A 17,203-nucleotide genomic window follows, 5' to 3' on the forward strand; every position below is an offset into this window, starting at 1 on the left:
GAACAACACACCCAGCCCCCGGCGCCCTGGCGCGCCCCGCAGGGCCGCCCTCAGCGGACCGCCACCCCGAGGTCCGCGCGCAACTCGGGGGTGAGGACGTGGCCGGCGCGGCTGACGAAGAGGGCGCTGTGGTAGGCGACCGCCTCGGTGTCGCAGTCGGCGTCGGCGTGCACGCCCAGCAGCGAACCGTCGCTGATGGAGGTGACGAACAGGGTGCCGTCGTCCATCGCCACCATGGTCTGGCGCACCACCCCGCCGTCCATCAGCCGGGCCGCCCCGGCGGTGAGGCTGCCGAGGCCCGACACGATGGTGGCCAGGTCGGCGCTGGAGCCTCGTGGCCCACCGCGCGGCCCCGGAGCCGCCACCTCACCGTCCCGCGGCTCGGAGGACAGCAGCAGGAGGCCGTCCGCCGAGACCACGGCCACCGAGCGGATGGCGGGCACTTCTTCGAGCAGCCGGGTGAGGAGCCCGTCCAGCTCCTCACCCCCGGCCGACTGGGGGCCGAACGCAGTGGACGCGTGGGGGGTCACCCGCGTTCCTCCTCGGGGACGTCATCGTGGTGGGGGGCCGTCTCCCCCTCGTCGTCGGCTCGGTAGGTCTCCCTGCTCGGTATGCGTCCGTCCGCCGCGTCACCGGGACGCGGTTCGGGACGCTCGGGGTGGTGTGCCGGCCCGTCAGCCCGCTCGGCGGGGTGCACCCCCGGAGCCTCCGCGTCCCGGGCCGACCGGCCCGCCGCGGCGGGCCCGCCGGTACGGGGTCCGTCCTCGCCGGCGTGCTCGGCCGCCGCAGCGGCCCGCCCCGCCTGTGCGCCACGCTGCAACCCGCCCAGGCGGCGCCGCATGGCTTCCGCGTGCTCGCCGCCGCTGCGGCGCGGCGCGGTGGTCTCGGCCGGCTGCCGGGGCGGCGCCACGCGGGGGGTGCGCTGCGGCAGGCCCGACTCCGCGACGCGCTCCCAGCGCCCGGGCGAGCCCGCGTCCGCCCCGTCCCCCGCAGCGGCCGGTGCGTCCGCCCGGCCGTCCCCGGCGCCGCCGGGCCGCGGGTCGTCGGGACCGGCCTGCCGGGGCACGGTGGGCACCTCCGGGGCACCGGCCGCCGCTGTCGCGGACCGGCTCACCTCACCGGCCGACGTCTCCTCCTCGGGATGCGGCCGGGGCCCGGCAACATCGGCGGCAGGCACCGGAGCCGTCTCGGCACCGGCGGTCCCGGTGGCCGCTCCGGTCCCGGAGGCCTCAGCGGTCTCAGCGGTCTCGGAGGTCTCGGAGGTCTCAGCACTCGTGCCGGCCTCAGCGGCCTCAACCGTCTCGCCGGCCTCTGAGCTCTCGCCGGCCTCAGAGTTCTCGCCGGTCTCAGAGTTCTCGCCGGTCTCGGCCAAGGAGGCGCTCGCGCCGGACTCGGCGGAGGCGTCGGCCGGGGCCGTTCCGGCGGACGCTCCCGTTGCCACCGCCTCGGACTCGGCAGATGCCTCGGGCTCGGCCGGTGTCGCAGGCTCGGCCGGTGTCGCAGGCTCGGCCGGCGCGGGGGCGGACGGCCTCTCGTGGAGGGCGGGCGCGGTGCCGGTGCCCGCGGTGGTCTCCCCGCGGGGGGCGGCCTGACCCGCATCGGCCTCGGCCGTCGCCTGCTCGCCCGCGTCCGCAGCCGCCCGGTCCTGGTGCCGGGGCTCGTCGTCCGCGGTGGCCTCCGGCGCGGGTTGCTCCCGCGCGTCAGGGTCGGAGGCCGGGGTGGTGAGGGCCGCAGCGGCCGGGGCCGAAACAGGGGCAGCGGGGGCGGTGCCGCCCCGCGGGGCGTCGACGAGGGTGTCGCGGCGCCCGGTCAGGAGTGCCGCGGGCAGTTCGACGAGGGCTGCGGTGCCGCCCCACTCCCCCGCCGTCAGCCGGACGCCGACGTCATGGCGGGCGGCGAGCCGCACCACGACGTACAGGCCGAGGCCCAGGGTGTCCAGGGTGCGCTCGGCGGCGGCCGTGCCCGGCTCGGCGAGCAGCGCGTTGATCTCCGCGAGGCGCTCCGGCTCGACCCCGATGCCCTCGTCGGTCACCCGCAGCCGCACCTCGCCGTCCTCGCCGCTCTCGCCGGACAGCGACACCCGGGTGTCGTCGGGCGAGAAGGCGGCGGCGTTGTCGAGGAGTTCGGCTACCAGGTGGCTGACGTCGTCGGCGGCGAACCCGGCGACCTCGGCGCCGGGCGGCAGGTCGGTGATGTCCACCCGCTCGTAGGGCTCGATCTCGCTGACGGCCGCCCGCAACACGTCCACCAGCGGCACCGGCCCCGCGTGGTGGTGGCCCGTGCCCTGCTCGGTGCCGGCCAGCACGATGACGTTCTCGCTGCACCGGCGCATCTGCGCGGCGAAGTGGTCGAGCCGGAAGAGGGTGTCCAGCCGCTCCGGGTCCTGCTCGTGCTCCTCCATCGCCTCGATGACGGCGAGCTGGCGCTCCACGAGTCCCAGCGTGCGCAGCGCCAGGTTGACGAACCGGTTCCGCTCGACCGTGTCCCGCCCGGTGGCCTCCGGCGCGACGGCGTCCGCTCCGCCGGAGGCGAGTCGGGCCGCCAGCTCGTCCCGCTCGCACCGCAGCGCCGCCAGCTGCTCCTGCAGGACGTCGCGCTCGGCGGCCAGCCGCTTGCGCCCGCTGAGCTGCCGGGCCTGCTCGGCGTCGAGCGCGGTCACCCGGCGGGCGAGTTCGGCGGCGTGCTGGTGCAGGGTGTTGACGTGGCGGGCGGTCTTGGCGAACTCGTCGTTGCGGCCCCGGTAGGTCATCGGGCGCTCGACACCCGGGTCGCGGGCCAGCCGTTCGGCCCCGCGCCGGACGGCGGCCAGCGGGTGGGTCAGGGACCGAGCCGCCCACACGCTGACGCCGACGGCGAGCAGCAGGCAGACGCCCAGCAGGCCGATGGCGGTCTCCAGCGCGGTGACGTCCTCGTCCCGCAGCGATGCCAGGCGCGCGGTGTCGGCCGTCGTCATGGCCGACTCCACGCTCCGCATGAGGCCGACCCGGGCGGTGAGGGCGTCCCGCAGCTTCTCGCGGTCCAGGCTGCGGTCGGCGGCGTCCAGGCGCGGTTCGTCGGTGAGGGTGGCGAGGTAGCGCTCGGCCCGGGTGACGTCGGCGCCGTTCACCGTCCGCTGGTAGGCGTCGCGGGCGCCCTGCCGGGCCGTCAGCCGGAAGTCGGCCAGGGCGGCGTCGGAGAGGAAGTCGGCGTGCTGGGCGGCGGTCGTCAGCTCCTGCTGCTCGCCGCCGGCGCCGAGGGCCGCGAGCAGCAGGCCCTGGGCGGCCGCGGCCTGGTCGACGGCGCGGGTGAGCAGCGGCAGGGCCTGCGTGTCGGAGTCCGCGCCGGAGCCGGCCTGGGCACGGGCGGGCAGGTCGCGGGCGAGCGCCGCCCCGATACCGGCCAACGCGTCGATGAGGCGGTTGTACGCCGTGAACGTCTCGGTCGGGGAGGTCTGCTTCGCCAGGGCCGCGCGGCGGACCGGGGCGAGGTCGCGCAGGGCCCGGTCGGCGCTCCGGTAGGCCGGTTCGTCGCCGGAGGTGTCCTGTGCCTCGGTACGCAGCTCCCGCGCCTGCCGGTCCACCCGCTCCCGGTCGGCGGCCGAGGGCGCGGCGGCCTTGGAGACGGCGGCGGGGGTCACCGGGTAGGCCGCGGGGGACGCGGTGCCGCCCGCGGGGAGGCCGCCGAGGACGGCAGGCGCCGGGGTGCCCGGCCCGCCGGTCGGTGCCGGGGCCCGGGACGAGACGCCGGTGCCCGTCCCGCCGCCCGTCAGGCCCGTGCCGGCTCCCGTGGAGCCCGTCGACGTACCCGTGCCGGAGCCCGTGGCGCCCGTCCCGGCCCCGCCGGTGGTGGTGCCCCAAGGTGTCGTCGTCCCGCCGGTGGTGGTGCCGTCCGTGCCGCCGGGGGTGCCGGGGGTGTCGGAGGAACCGGCGGCGGCGAGGTACCCGGTCATCGCGTCGCGCTCGTCGGCGAGGGAGTGCGCCAGCGTCACCGCCCGGGCGTTGAGCTCGGCGAGGTCGACCAGGCGCTGGGAGTCGTGGGTGTCCGCCACCCGCGCGGCGACGACGGGGGCCCCCGCCCCGGCGACGACCACCGCGACCACGGCGACGGCGACCATCAGCCGGTTGCGCACCCGGGCCGGGCGCCTGCCCTCGGAGGTGTCGGGGCCGAAGCCGGCGGGGCCGACGCCCCGGCCGCCCGGCGCGGGGGCCTGCCCCTTGGAGGTCCCGCTCCCGGCCTCGTCCTGAACCCGCTTGTTCCGCACCGCTGCTCGCATTCTCGTCTCACCTGCCCACGCCGTGTGGCACGTGCGGGCTCCGCCGGGCGTCCCTTGCACGGGCGGCCACCGCCGGGCCCGCGGCGACGTATGCGTGCCCGCGCGCGGGGATGTGTTCCAGTCCGGTGTGTGCGCGTCGCGGCGAGTCTGTCAGCCGTGTTCCGGTCCTTCGGACCACGACCCTCGCACCCGCGCCGCGCTGCGGCGCGACAACGGAGAGTCGGCCACCCGAAGGAGTGAACAACATTCGCAAGTTGACCATCAACCTCGGTCAACTCCGATCGTGAGGCGACACCTTACCGCCCGTCGGGCGTCGTTTGGAGAACCGTGAAGCGCCTGGGAAGATGCCCGCCCGCACGCCGTCCCGCCGGAAGCGCCCCGTCCGGCGCCCGCCCTCTCCCCGTCTTGGGACGACTCGACCGGGGCCCTCGGCAGCCCGCCGCACCGGCCGCCCACGGCGCCGGACGGCCGGCGGGCGGAGCCGCCACCGCCGCCGGGCCGGGAGGTGCGGCAGACTGGCCGGCATGCGCGTCGATCTCGCCACCGCTCCGGGGAATCCCCAACACCCCAACGAGGACTTCGTCTCGGTGGCCGTGCCTGCCGCCGGGGAGGGGGGCGCGGCGGTGCTCCTGGACGGCGTCACGCCACCGGAGGGGGACGTGGGGTGCCCGCACGGCGTCCCGTGGTTCACCGCCCGGCTGGGCGGGGCGCTGCTGGAACTGGCGGCCTCCCGGCGCGACATGACGCTGCCCCAGGCACTGGCCGGGGCCGTGCGGCGAACCGCCGACGCCCACCGCGAAACCTGTGACCTTTCTCACCCGCGCACGCCGCAGGCCACCGTGGTGGCCGTGCGCTGGTCGGCGAGCGAGGTCGAGTACCTGGTCCTGTCGGACTCCGTCCTGCTGCTGGAGGACACCGAGGGCCGCGTCGAGGCCGTCCTGGACACCCGCCTGGCCGACCTGCCGTCCGCGCTCCTCGCCCAGCGGGACGCGGTGCGGGCGCTGGCGCACGGGTCCGCCGAGCGGGCCGGGGCCGCTGCCGCCTACGGTCGCGCGGTGGAGGCGCTGCGCAACGCCGAGGGGGGCTTCTTCACCGCGGCCGCCGACCCCGCCGTCGCCGCCCGCGCGGTGACCGGGAGCCGGCCGGTCGACGACCTGAGCGCCTTCGCCGCCCTCAGCGACGGCGCGAGCCGCTGGGTCGAGGTGTTCCACGAGGGCGACTGGACGGACACCATGGCCCTGCTGCACCGGACCGGCCCGCAGCAACTCCTCGACCGGGTCCGCGCCGCCGAGGCCGCGGACGCGACGGGGACGGCGCACCCGAGGGGGAAGGTGCGCGACGACGCCTCGGCGCTCTACGTGCGTCCCTGACAAGGCGGTGCGCCACACGCCCGGCCGGCCGCCGTTCCCCGCAGGTGGGCCGGGGCCGGTCAGCCCCGGTCGTCCTCCAGTTCCTGTTCGGCGTTCATCCGGTGGAGCAGCCGGGAGAGTTCCGCGACCTCCGCACGGTCCCAGGAGGCCAGCCGCCGGGCGTAACGGGCACGGCGGGCCTCGCGGACCCGGGTGAAACGGTCCAGGCCCTCGTCCGTCAGCCGCACGAGGACGGCGCGCCCGTCGGCCGGGTCGGGTTCGCGGGCGATCAGCCGCAGGTCCTCCAGCGCCCGGAGCTGCCGGCTTATGGTCGCCTTGCCCACACCAAAGTACCCGGCCAGTTCCGTGGCGCGTTGCTGCCCGGCGTCGGCCAGCCGCACCAGCAGTCCGTACGCCGCGGCCTCCAGGTCGGGGTGGACCTCCCGGGCCATCTCCCCGGAGGAGGCACGCGCCCGGCGCAGGAACACCGAGAGCTCCCGCTCCAGGGCCAGGAACTCGTGGTCCACACCAGGGGGGTCCTCGGACACAGGCCCGTCCTCCGTCTCGGTGTCCCGCACGTCAGCGCCCCTTCCCGCTCCGTCATCGCTGAAAGTTTCCTTCACCGCGAGAACCGCACCCCTCCTGCTGCCGCACCCGGTGACGCCGAAGTCCGTGGTGACGGGCCCCTCGCCCGCGGTCGGGCAAGTATTTCGCAGGCCCAGACCAACGGCAGACCCAGGGGCGCTTCCCTCCACTCATCTACGCGCGTATCGTCTGGGCCGCGCGATGGCATGACCACACCAAACGGCGGTCCGGTCACAACTGATCGGCCAGTCGTGTCCTGGTAGGCGTGGCCCGTGTCGTCGTGGTGCACCCCTCCCACGTCCCCCCTGAAGGATTCGACCGAGATCCTCGGAGGCAGTCATGCCCGTGCACAGATCCGGCTCCGTCCGCACCCGCCTCGCGTCCCGCCGCTCCCCGCTCCGGATCGGAGCCCTGGCCGTCGCCGCCGGCGCCCTCCTCGTCGGCGCCACCGGGGTGGCCGGCGCCGCCGCCCCCCACAAGAGCCCCGAGCCGCTCCACCCCGACCTGGACTACGCCGGCTCGCAGATCGCCAGGCACGAGGGGACCGCCGGCGGCAGGGCCACCCCCAACCCGCTGGTCGCCACCACCGAGGGGGTGGACGTCAGCAGCCACCAGGGCAGCGTCGACTGGGCGACGCTGTGGAACTCGGGTGTGAAGTTCGCCTACGTCAAGGCCACCGAGTCCACCAGTTACACCAACCCCTCCTTCGCCCAGCAGTACAACGGCTCCTACAACGTCGGCATGATCCGCGGCGCCTACCACTTCGCCACCCCCGACACCTCCAGCGGCGCCGCCCAGGCCACCTACTTCCTGGCGCACGGCGGCGGCTGGTCCAAGGACGGCAAGACGCTGCCCGGTGCCCTGGACATGGAGTACAACCCCTACGGCGCGACCTGCTACGGGCTGAGCGCGGCCGGCATGGTCAACTGGGTCAAGGACTTCACCTCCACCTACAAGGCGAAGACCGGCCGCGACCCGGTGATCTACACCTCCACCAGCTGGTGGACGCAGTGCACGGGCAACTCGGCGGCCTTCGGGTCGGTCAACCCGCTGTGGATCCCGCGTTACGGCTCCTCGGTGGGCACCCTGCCGGCCGGCTGGGGCTTCCACACCATCTGGCAGTACACCTCCACCGGCCCGACCGTGGGCGACCACAACAAGTTCAACGGTGACCTGAGCCGGGTCCAGGCCCTCGCCAACGGCTGAGGCCGCACGCCCGGTCCGGCGAGGGGGCACGTCCCCACCGTGCCCCCTCGCCCCGCGACGCGGTGCTCAGGCCGCCACGGGCACCTCGGCGGAGGCGTCGCCGGACTCCTCGGCCCGGCCCCCGGGGGCCAGCGCGAGTTCCAGGACCTGCCGGACGTCCGAGACGGGGTGCACCTCCAGCCCGGCCAGCACCTCGGCCGGCACGTCGTCGAGGTCGGGCTCGTTGCGCCGCGGGATCACCACGGTGGTGATGCCGGCACGGTGGGCGGCGAGCAGCTTCTGCTTGATGCCGCCGACCGGCAGCACCCGCCCGGTCAGCGACACCTCGCCGGTCATCGCCACGTCCGGCCGCACCCGGCGCCCCGACAGCAGCGAGGCGAGCGCCGTCGTCATGGTCACGCCCGCACTCGGGCCGTCCTTGGGCACCGCGCCGGCCGGCACGTGCAGGTGGACCCCGCGCTCGCGCAGGTCGCCCACCGGCAGCTCCAGCTCCGCGCCGTGGGAGCGCAGGAAGGACAGCGCGATGTGCGCCGACTCCTTCATGACGTCGCCGAGCTGGCCGGTGAGGGTGAGGCCGGTGGCCCCCGTCTCCGGGTCGGCCAGCGAGGCCTCGACGTAGAGCACGTCGCCCCCTGCCCCGGTGACGGCGAGTCCGGTGACCACGCCGGGCACGGCGGTGCGCCGCTCCGCCGGGTCCTGCGCGGCCTCCGGGGTGTGGTGCGGGCGCCCGATCAGCCCGCGCAGCTCCTCGGGCCCGACGGTGAACGGCAGCTCGCGCCGGCCCAGCTCGTGGTCGGCCGCCACCTTGCGCAGCAGCCGGGAGACGGACCGCTCCAGGTTCCGCACCCCGGCCTCCCGGGTGTACTCGCCGGCGAGCCTGCGCAGCGCCTCCTCCGTCACGTCCACCTCGCCCGGCTCCAGGCCGGACCGCTCCAACTGGCGCGGCAGCAGGTGGTCGCGGGCGATGACCACCTTCTCGTCCTCGGTGTAGCCGTCCAGCCGCACCAGCTCCATGCGGTCCAGCAGCGCCTCCGGAATGGCCTCCAGGACGTTGGCGGTGGCCAGGAAGACGACGTCGCTGAGGTCGAGCTCGACCTCCAGGTAGTGGTCGCGGAAGGTGTGGTTCTGCGCCGGGTCGAGCACCTCCAGCAGCGCCGCCGCCGGGTCTCCGCGGTAGTCGGCGCCCACCTTGTCGATCTCGTCGAGGAGCACGACCGGGTTCATGGACCCGGCCTCCTTGACGGCGCGCACGATGCGGCCGGGCAGCGCGCCCACGTAGGTGCGCCGGTGCCCGCGGATCTCGGCCTCGTCGCGCACACCGCCCAGCGCGACCCGGACGAACTTCCGCCCCATCGCGCGGGCCACCGACTCGCCCAGGCTCGTCTTGCCGACCCCGGGCGGCCCGACCAGTGCCAGCACCGCGCCGCCCCGCCGGCCGCCGACCAGGCCGAGGCCGCGCTCCGCCCGCCGCTTGCGGACGGCCAGGTACTCGGTGATGCGGTCCTTGACGTCGTCGAGGCCGGCGTGGTCGGCGTCCAGGACGGCGCGGGCCCCGGCGATGTCGTAGGCGTCCTCGGTCCGCGTGTTCCAGGGCAGCTCCAGGACGGTGTCGAGCCAGGTGCGGATCCAGCCGGCCTCCGGGTTCTGGTCCCCGGCGCGCTCCAGCTTGTCGACCTCCTTCAGGGCGGCCCGGCGCACCTCCTCGGGCAGGTCGGCGGCCTCGACGCGGGCCCGGGGGTCCTCGCCCTCGTCCCCCGAGTCGCCGCCGAGCTGCGCCAGCTCCTTGCGGACGGCCTCAAGCTGACGGCGCAGGAGGAACTCGCGCTGCTGCCGGTCCACGCCCTCCTGGACGTCCTTGGCGATGGACTCGGCGACGTCCTGTTCGGCGAGGTGCTCGCGCAGCCACTCGGTGGCGAGCCGGAGGCGGGCCACCGGGTCGGTGGTCTCCAGCAGCCGGACCTTCTGCTCGGTGGTCAGGAACGGCGAGTAGCCGGAGTTGTCGGCGAGCCGGCCCACGTCCTCGATCTGCTGGACGCGGTCGACGACCTGCCAGGCCCCGCGGCGGCGCAGCCAGCTGGTGGTGAGCGCCTTGTACTCGGTGACCAGCTCGGTCACCGCCCCCGGCAGCGGCTCGGGCGCGGCCTCGGCCACGACGGTGCCTTCCACCCAGAGGGCGGCGCCGGGCCCGGTCGTGCCGGCGCCGATGCGGACGCGTTCCAGGCCGCGGATGAGGGCCCCGGGGTCTCCGTCGGAGAGGCGGCCGACCTGCTCGATGCGGCCGAGGGTGCCGACGGAGGCGTACCGCCCCTCGGTCCGCGGGACCAGCAGGACGCGGCCCCGGCCGGCGTGGGAGTCCTCGGGTGCGGCGGCCTGGGCGGCCTCGACCGCGGCCCGCACCTCGGTGTCGGACAGGTCCAGCGGCACCACCATGCCGGGCAGGACGACCTCGTCGTCGAGCGGCAGGACCGGCAGGGTGAGCGGTGCAGACGTCGAAGCCATGATCTCCCCTTCAGCAGGCAAGTTGAGCAATGGTCGCTCAAGCTCTGGAGGGATCAATGCCCGCGGCACCCCCGGTTGTTCCCGGCCCCACCCCGCCCGCTGTTCGCCGTCAGCGATCACCTGCCTGCCGGGCCACGCGGGAAAGCGCTTGCCCACCCACCCCGGGCAGGGGCCAGGATGGGCCCCATGCCTACCCCTCCCACCCCAGCGCAGGAGAGCCCGCAGACCCTCGACCGGCGCGAGGGTCCGTACGGCGAGGTGGTGCTGCGGCGGCGCGGCACCCACTTCGAGATCATCGCCAACGGCTGCTTCCTCATGGACACCTCCGACGGCCGTTCCGAGCGGCTGCTGGTGGACGCGGCACTCGACGCGCTGCCCGCCGACCGGGAGCGGCCCGCGCTGCTCGTCGGCGGCCTCGGGGTGGGGTTCTCACTGGTGCAGGCGGTGCAGGAGCCGCGCTGGGGCCGGATCACCGTGGTGGAGCGCGAACCCGCGGTGATCGACTGGCACCGCGACGGCCCGCTCGCGGCGCTCACCGCCCCAGCCCTCGCCGACCCCCGCACCGAGGTCCTCGCGGCGGACCTCCTGGACCACCTCCGGCTCGTCGCGGACACCCCGCAGCGGCCCGGGGGCGAGGGGTGCTGGGACGCGCTCTGCCTGGACGTGGACAACGGCCCCGACTGGACCGTCACCGAGGGCAACGAGGGCCTGTACGCCCCGGCCGGGCTGGCGGCCTGCCGGGACGCCCTCACGCCCGGCGGCGTCCTGGCGGTATGGTCCGCGCAGCCCTCGGCGGCCTTCGAGGAGGCGCTGCGGGGTGCCGGTTTCGTCTCGGTCCGTACCGTTGAGATCCCTGTCGTCCGAGGTGTCCCCGACGTGGTGCACCTCGCACGCAAGGCCGCTGAGAACGCCGTCGGCCCCTGCCCGTACGCTGCTGGCAGCACATACGCTGTGACCGGCGCGTGAGCGGCACCCGTCCCCACCGGGCGACCGGAAGGCGACGACCGTCGGCACTCACGCATGGTGACCAGTCGTACACGCCGTGAGGCCGCGGCAGGATGCGGACCGAGACACGGGGACATGCAGGGGCGGGCGATGGAGCAGACACAGACCACCCAGGGCGCGGCAGCGGCTACGCCCGGCGCACAGCGCCGCGTACTCGTCGTCGAGGACGACCCGACGATCGTCGACGCCATCGCGGCGCGGCTGCGGGCCGAGGGCTTCCAGGTGCAGACCGCCGGCGACGGCCCCTCCGCGGTCGCCGCCGCCCAGGCGTGGGAGCCGGACCTGCTGGTCCTGGACGTCATGCTGCCGGGCTTCGACGGCCTGGAGGTGTGCCGCAGGGTGCAGGCGCAGCGTCCGGTGCCGGTGATGATGCTGACGGCCCGCGACGACGAGACGGACATGCTCGTCGGGCTGGGTGTCGGCGCGGACGACTACATGACCAAGCCGTTCTCCATGCGGGAGCTGGCGGCCCGGGTGCACGTCCTGCTGCGCCGGGTGGAGCGGGCCACGCAGGCCGCGCACACGCCGCGCGGCGGCAGCCTGCGCCTGGGCGAGCTGGAGATCGACCACGCGCAGCGCCGGGTGCGGGTCCAGGGCGAGGACGTCCACCTCACGCCCACCGAGTTCGACCTGCTGGTCTGCCTGGCCGGCACGCCCCGGGCCGTGCTCTCGCGCGAGCAGCTGCTCGCGGAGGTCTGGGACTGGGCCGACGCCTCGGGCACCCGCACCGTCGACAGTCACATCAAGGCGCTGCGCCGGAAGATCGGCGCCGAGCGCATCCGCACGGTCCACGGCGTCGGCTACGCCCTGGAGACCCCCCAGGCATGAACCTCCCCGGGCCGCGCAAGTCCACCGACCGCCTCGCCGCCCTGACCCGCTCGGGCCCCGCCCGTGCGGTGACCGCGTGGGTGCGCGACTGGCCGTCCGCGCGGGCCCGGCGGGCGGCGCAGCGCGCACGGCGCTGGTCGGCGCCACGCCTCCAGAGGCCGTCCTGCCCCTCCTGCCTGCGGCAGTGGTGGGGGCGGATCTGGGAGGCGCTGCGCCCGCTGGACCCCTACCGCTCGGTGAAGGCCGCGCTGGGCGCGCTGGTGGTCGTCTCGGTGGTCATCACCACGCTGCTGGTCTTCGTGGCGCTGCACTCGGAGACCGAGCTGCGCGTCATCACCGTCTTCTCGATCATCGCCTCGCTGCTGGTCACCCAGTTCGTGGCGAACGGGCTCACCGCCCCGCTGGGTGAGATGACCGACGTCACGCGGGCGATGGCGCAGGGTGACTACACCCGTCGGGTCCAGCTCAGCCGCCGCGACGAGTTCGGGGAGCTCGCCGAGTCCTTCAACCAGATGGCGGCCGATCTGGAGGGGGTGGACCGGCACCGCAAGGAGCTGGTCGCCAACGTCTCGCACGAGCTGCGCACCCCCATCGCGGCGCTGCGGGCGGTCCTGGAGAACGTGGTCGACGGGGTGATCGAGCCCGACCCGGAGACCATGCGCACCGCGCTGCGGCAGACCGAGCGCCTCGGCCGGCTGGTGGAGCACCTGCTGGACCTCTCCCGCCTGGACAACGGCGTGGTGCCGCTGCACGCGTGGCGCTTCGAGGTGTGGCCGTACCTCTCGGGGGTGCTCAAGGAGGCCAACATGAGCCGCGGCGCCACCACGCTGGGCACCCCCGGCTCGGGCACCCACACCCGTACCGACGTCCACCTGCACCTGGACGTCTCGCCGCCGGAGCTGACCGCCTACGCCGACGCCGAGCGCCTGCACCAGGTGGTGGCCAACCTCATCGACAACGCCATCAAGCACAGCCCCCGGCACGGCAGGGTCACCGTGCGTGCCCGTGGCGGCGAGGCGCCCGAGAGCCTCGTCCTGGAGGTCCAGGACGAGGGCCCCGGGATACCCGCGGCCGAGCGGCTGCACGTCTTCGAGCGGTTCAACCGGGGCGGCCCGGGGACCTCGGGGCCGGGGACCGACGGCGGCACGGGGCTGGGCCTGGCCATCGCACGCTGGGCCGTCGATCTGCACGGCGGGCGGATCGGGGTGGCGGAGTCCGAGCGCGGATGCCGCATCCGCGTCACTCTTCCGGGTAGTGGCTCGGCGCGAGGCTGACCGTGGGCCGAGCGTGTCCACTGCCGTAGGGTCGGCTGCGGAACCACGGATTCCGCAGCTTGTCGATCATTCGTACCCGACAACGGGCAAACCCCGTGTGTTTCCCGCTCGAACCTGCCCTGAAACCCGCTCGGAAATGTGACCTAGGCGACGAAGGGCCTCCCGGACTGCACCGAAGGTCATAACAGGCGTAGCCTTTATTCCCGCTGTCCATCACCTCAGGAAGCGGAAGAGGGCGGTTGCCGCCGTGTCGCCACAGTCCCCCAACAGCTCGAGCACTTCGACCGATCAGGACGCCTCAAGCGCGTCTCCGTTCGGCTCCAACGAGTGGCTCGTCGATGAGATCTACCAGCAGTACCTCCAGGACCCGAACTCGGTAGACCGAGCCTGGTGGGACTTCTTCGCCGACTACAAGCCGGGCGGTGCCACCGCTCCGGACTCGGCGTCCGGGGGTCAGGCCGCGGCGCGGCCCGCCGCGAGCGCCCCGGCCCAGTCCCCCGCGACTCCCTCTCCGGCGCCGCAGGCCGCCACCGGCACGCCGGCACGCCCCGAGCCCGCCAAGGCGGAGCAGCCGAAGGCCGCCCCCGCCGCGCAGCCCAAGCCCGCCGCACAGGCCAAGCCGGCCGCCGCCGCGCAGCCGAAGGCCGCGGCGAGCACCGACGCCGAGGCGCCGAGCGGCCCGGAGTTCGTCACGCTGCGTGGTCCGGCCGCCGCCGTGGCCAAGAACATGAACGCCTCGCTGGAGCTGCCCACGGCCACGTCCGTGCGCGCCGTCCCGGTGAAGCTGCTGTTCGACAACCGCATCGTGGTCAACAACCACCTCAAGCGGGCCCGGGGCGGGAAGGTCTCCTTCACCCACCTCATCGGCTACGCCATGGTGCAGGCGCTCAAGGCCATGCCCTCGATGAACCACTCGTTCACCGAGAAGGACGGCAAGCCCACCCTGGTCAAGCCCGAGCACGTCAACCTGGGCCTGGCCATCGACCTGGTCAAGCCCAACGGTGACCGCCAGCTCGTCGTCGCCGCGATCAAGAAGGCCGAGACCCTCTCCTTCTTCGAGTTCTGGCAGGCCTACGAGGACATCGTCCGCCGGGCCCGGAACAACAAGCTGACGATGGAGGACTTCACCGGCGTCACCGCGTCGCTGACCAACCCCGGCGGCATCGGCACCGTCCACTCGGTGCCGCGCCTGATGCCGGGCCAGGGCCTCATCATCGGCGTCGGCGCCATGGAGTACCCGGCCGAGTTCCAGGGCACCTCCCAGGACACCCTGAACAAGCTGGGCGTCTCCAAGGTCATGACGCTGACCAGCACCTACGACCACCGGGTCATCCAGGGTGCGGCCTCCGGCGAGTTCCTGCGCATCATGAGCCAGCTGCTGCTCGGCGAGAACGACTTCTACGACGAGATCTTCAAGTCGCTGCGCATCCCCTACGAGCCGGTGCGCTGGCTGAAGGACATCGACGTCTCCCACGACGACGACGTCACCAAGGCCGCCCGCGTCTTCGACCTCATCCACTCCTACCGGGTCCGCGGCCACGTCATGGCCGACACCGACCCGCTGGAGTACACCCAGCGCAAGCACCCCGACCTCGACATCATCGAGCACGGCCTCACCCTGTGGGACCTGGAGCGCGAGTTCGCCGTCGGCGGCTTCGCCGGCAAGTCGATGATGAAGCTGCGCGACATCCTGGGCGTGCTGCGCGACTCGTACTGCCGCACCACCGGCATCGAGTACATGCACATCCAGGACCCCAAGCAGCGCAAGTGGATCCAGGACCGGGTGGAGCGCGGCCACACCCAGCCCGAGCGCGAGGAGCAGCTGCGCATCCTGCGCCGCCTGAACTCCGCCGAGGCGTTCGAGACCTTCCTGCAGACCAAGTACGTCGGCCAGAAGCGGTTCTCGCTGGAGGGCGGCGAGTCCGTCATCCCGCTGCTGGACGCGGTGCTCGACTCCGCGGCCGAGGCCCGCCTGGACGAGGTCGTCATCGGCATGGCCCACCGCGGCCGCCTCAACGTCCTCGCCAACATCGTCGGCAAGTCCTACGCGCAGATCTTCCGGGAGTTCGAGGGCAACCTCGACCCGAAGTCGATGCACGGCTCCGGCGACGTGAAGTACCACCTGGGCGCCGAGGGCACCTTCACCGGCCTGGACGGCGAGCAGATCAAGGTCTCGCTGACCGCGAACCCCTCGCACCTGGAGGCGGTCGACCCGGTCGTGGAGGGCGTCTCCCGCGCCAAGCAGGACATCATCAACAAGGGCGGCACGGACTTCACCGTCCTGCCGGTCCAGCTCCACGGTGACGCGGCGTTCGCGGGCCAGGGCGTGGTCGCCGAGACGCTGAACATGTCGCAGCTGCGGGGCTACCGCACCGGCGGCACCGTGCACGTCGTCATCAACAACCAGGTCGGGTTCACCGCTCCGCCGGAGTCGGCGCGCTCCTCGATGTACGCCACCGACGTGGCGCGCATGATCGAGGCGCCGATCTTCCACGTCAACGGTGACGACCCGGAGGCCGTGGTCCGCGTGGCGCGCCTGGCCTTCGAGTTCCGGCAGGCGTTCAACAAGGACGTCGTCATCGACCTGATCTGCTACCGCCGCCGCGGCCACAACGAGTCCGACAACCCGGGCTTCACGCAGCCGCTGATGTACGACCTGATCGACAAGAAGCGCTCGGTGCGCAAGCTCTACACCGAGTCCCTCATCGGCCGGGGCGACATCACGCTGGAGGAGGCGGAGCAGGCGCTCCAGGACTTCCAGGGGCAGCTGGAGAAGGTCTTCACCGAGGTCCGCGAGGCCACCACGCAGCCGGTGGCGCCGGCGGTGCCCGAGCCGCAGGCGGAGTTCCCGGTGGCCGTGGAGACCGCGATCTCCCAGGAGGTCGTCAAGCGGATCGCCGAGTCGCAGGTCAACGTCCCGGACCGGATCACGGTCCACCCGCGGCTGCTGCCGCAGCTCCAGCGCCGCGCCGCGCAGGTCGAGGACGACACCATCGACTGGGGCATGGGCGAGACCCTGGCCATCGGCTCGCTGCTGCTGGAGGGCACCCCGGTGCGCCTCTCGGGCCAGGACTCCCGCCGCGGCACCTTCGGTCAGCGCCACGCGGTGCTGGTCGACCGGGAGACCGGCCAGGACTACACCCCGCTGCTGTACCTGTCCGAGGACCAGGCGCGCTTCAACGTCTACGACTCGCTGCTGAGCGAGTACGCGGCGATGGGCTTCGAGTACGGCTACTCGCTGGCCCGCCCGGACGCGCTGGTGATGTGGGAGGCGCAGTTCGGCGACTTCGCCAACGGCGCGCAGACGGTGGTGGACGAGTTCATCTCCTCCGCCGAGCAGAAGTGGGGCCAGACCTCCGGCGTCACCCTGCTGCTGCCGCACGGCTACGAGGGCCAGGGCCCGGACCACTCCTCGGCCCGGATCGAGCGCTACCTCCAGCTGTGCGCCCAGAACAACATGACGGTCGCGATGCCCACGCTGCCGTCGAACTACTTCCACCTGCTGCGGTGGCAGGCCCACAACCCGCACCACAAGCCGCTGGTGGTCTTCACCCCGAAGTCCATGCTGCGGCTGAAGGCGGCGACGTCGAAGACCTCGGAGTTCACCACCGGTGGCTTCCGTCCGGTCATCGGGGACGACTCGGTGGACCCGAACGCGGTCCGCAAGGTCGTCTTCTGCTCCGGCAAGGTCTACTACGACATCGAGGCCGAGCGGGTCAAGCGCGGTGCGAACGACGTGGCCGTCATCCGCATCGAGCGGCTGTACCCGCTGCCCGGCAAGGAGCTCCAGGCGGAGATCGCCAAGTTCCCCAACGCCGAGAAGTACCTGTGGACGCAGGAGGAGCCGGCCAACCAGGGCGCCTGGCCGTTCCTCGGCCTCAACCTGATCGACCACCTGGACCTGGCGGTCGGCGCGGACGTCCCGCACAGCGAGCGGCTGCGGCGCATCTCGCGTCCGCACGGCTCCTCGCCGGCGGTCGGTTCGGCCAAGCGCCACCAGGCCGAGCAGGCGCAGCTCATCGCCGAGGTCTTCGAGGCGTGAGGTGCGGCGGCACGCGGTGAGCCGCGTGCCGGAGGAGTGACGAAGGGGTGGGCCCCCCCCGGTTGCGGCGGGGGCCCCCCCCCTAACCGCGCGCCCGCCCGGGGTCATTCCCCCCCCCCGACCCCCACCGGCACCCCCCCCACGAACGCCACGAAGTACACCA

10 protein-coding genes are annotated in these 17,203 nt (G+C 74.0%); 6 read left to right on the forward strand and 4 right to left on the reverse strand.

The annotated features are described in order from the left end of the window. Nucleotides 1-50: 50 nt before the first annotated feature. Nucleotides 51-530 (reverse strand): roadblock/LC7 domain-containing protein, encoded by a 480-nt coding sequence (locus ACFV3R_RS12890; RefSeq protein ID WP_385580166.1) that lies wholly within the window; start codon nucleotides 528-530, stop codon nucleotides 51-53. Continuing rightward, the gene (locus ACFV3R_RS12895) at nucleotides 527-4,252 is read right to left on the reverse strand and encodes a nitrate- and nitrite sensing domain-containing protein (RefSeq protein WP_385580169.1); all 3,726 of its coding nucleotides are present in this window, start codon (nucleotides 4,250-4,252) and stop codon (nucleotides 527-529) included. Before ACFV3R_RS12895 ends, ACFV3R_RS12890 begins: the two co-directional genes overlap by 4 nt. A gap of 524 nt (nucleotides 4,253-4,776) precedes the next feature. On the opposite strand from ACFV3R_RS12895, the gene ACFV3R_RS12900 reads away from it, so the two are divergent. Then, a complete protein-coding gene (locus ACFV3R_RS12900) occupies nucleotides 4,777-5,622 on the forward strand; it encodes a hypothetical protein (RefSeq protein ID WP_385580173.1) in 846 nt (281 codons plus the stop codon). A 59-nt stretch (nucleotides 5,623-5,681) separates the two neighbouring features. Here ACFV3R_RS12900 and ACFV3R_RS12905 read toward each other — a convergent pair whose 3' ends face one another. Beyond that, entirely contained in the window at nucleotides 5,682-6,149 is a 468-nt protein-coding gene (locus tag ACFV3R_RS12905; RefSeq protein WP_385580176.1) for a MarR family winged helix-turn-helix transcriptional regulator, read from the reverse strand. 376 nt (nucleotides 6,150-6,525) lie between these two features. Between ACFV3R_RS12905 and ACFV3R_RS12910 the strand changes: the two genes are divergently transcribed. Beyond that, entirely contained in the window at nucleotides 6,526-7,392 is an 867-nt protein-coding gene (locus tag ACFV3R_RS12910) for a lysozyme (protein WP_385580179.1), read from the forward strand. A gap of 66 nt (nucleotides 7,393-7,458) precedes the next feature. On the opposite strand, the gene lon is transcribed toward ACFV3R_RS12910, so the two are convergent. After that, complete coding sequence (lon, locus tag ACFV3R_RS12915) at nucleotides 7,459-9,891, reverse strand: endopeptidase La (protein ID WP_385580182.1); 2,433 nt, start codon at nucleotides 9,889-9,891, stop codon at nucleotides 7,459-7,461. A 186-nt stretch (nucleotides 9,892-10,077) separates the two neighbouring features. Here lon and ACFV3R_RS12920 point away from each other — a divergent pair, with 186 nt between their 5' ends. From ACFV3R_RS12920 to ACFV3R_RS12935, 4 genes are all read left to right on the forward strand, one after another. Further along, entirely contained in the window at nucleotides 10,078-10,857 is a 780-nt protein-coding gene (locus ACFV3R_RS12920) for a spermidine synthase (protein WP_385580185.1), read from the forward strand. A 129-nt stretch (nucleotides 10,858-10,986) separates the two neighbouring features. Beyond that, nucleotides 10,987-11,724: a response regulator transcription factor gene (locus ACFV3R_RS12925; RefSeq protein WP_385580188.1), complete on the forward strand. Its 738-nt coding sequence runs from the start codon at nucleotides 10,987-10,989 to the stop codon at nucleotides 11,722-11,724. Further along, nucleotides 11,721-12,998 (forward strand): ATP-binding protein, encoded by a 1,278-nt coding sequence (locus tag ACFV3R_RS12930; protein ID WP_385580190.1) that lies wholly within the window; start codon nucleotides 11,721-11,723, stop codon nucleotides 12,996-12,998. Before ACFV3R_RS12925 ends, ACFV3R_RS12930 begins: the two co-directional genes overlap by 4 nt. A gap of 247 nt (nucleotides 12,999-13,245) precedes the next feature. Continuing rightward, nucleotides 13,246-17,040 carry a multifunctional oxoglutarate decarboxylase/oxoglutarate dehydrogenase thiamine pyrophosphate-binding subunit/dihydrolipoyllysine-residue succinyltransferase subunit gene (locus tag ACFV3R_RS12935; RefSeq protein WP_385580192.1) on the forward strand — a complete coding sequence of 1,265 codons (3,795 nt, stop codon included), beginning with the start codon at nucleotides 13,246-13,248 and terminating at the stop codon, nucleotides 17,038-17,040. Nucleotides 17,041-17,203: the final 163 nt, after the last annotated feature.

Source organism: Streptomyces sp. NPDC059740 (assembly GCF_042733155.1).
GTDB lineage: Bacteria > Actinomycetota > Actinomycetes > Streptomycetales > Streptomycetaceae > Streptomyces.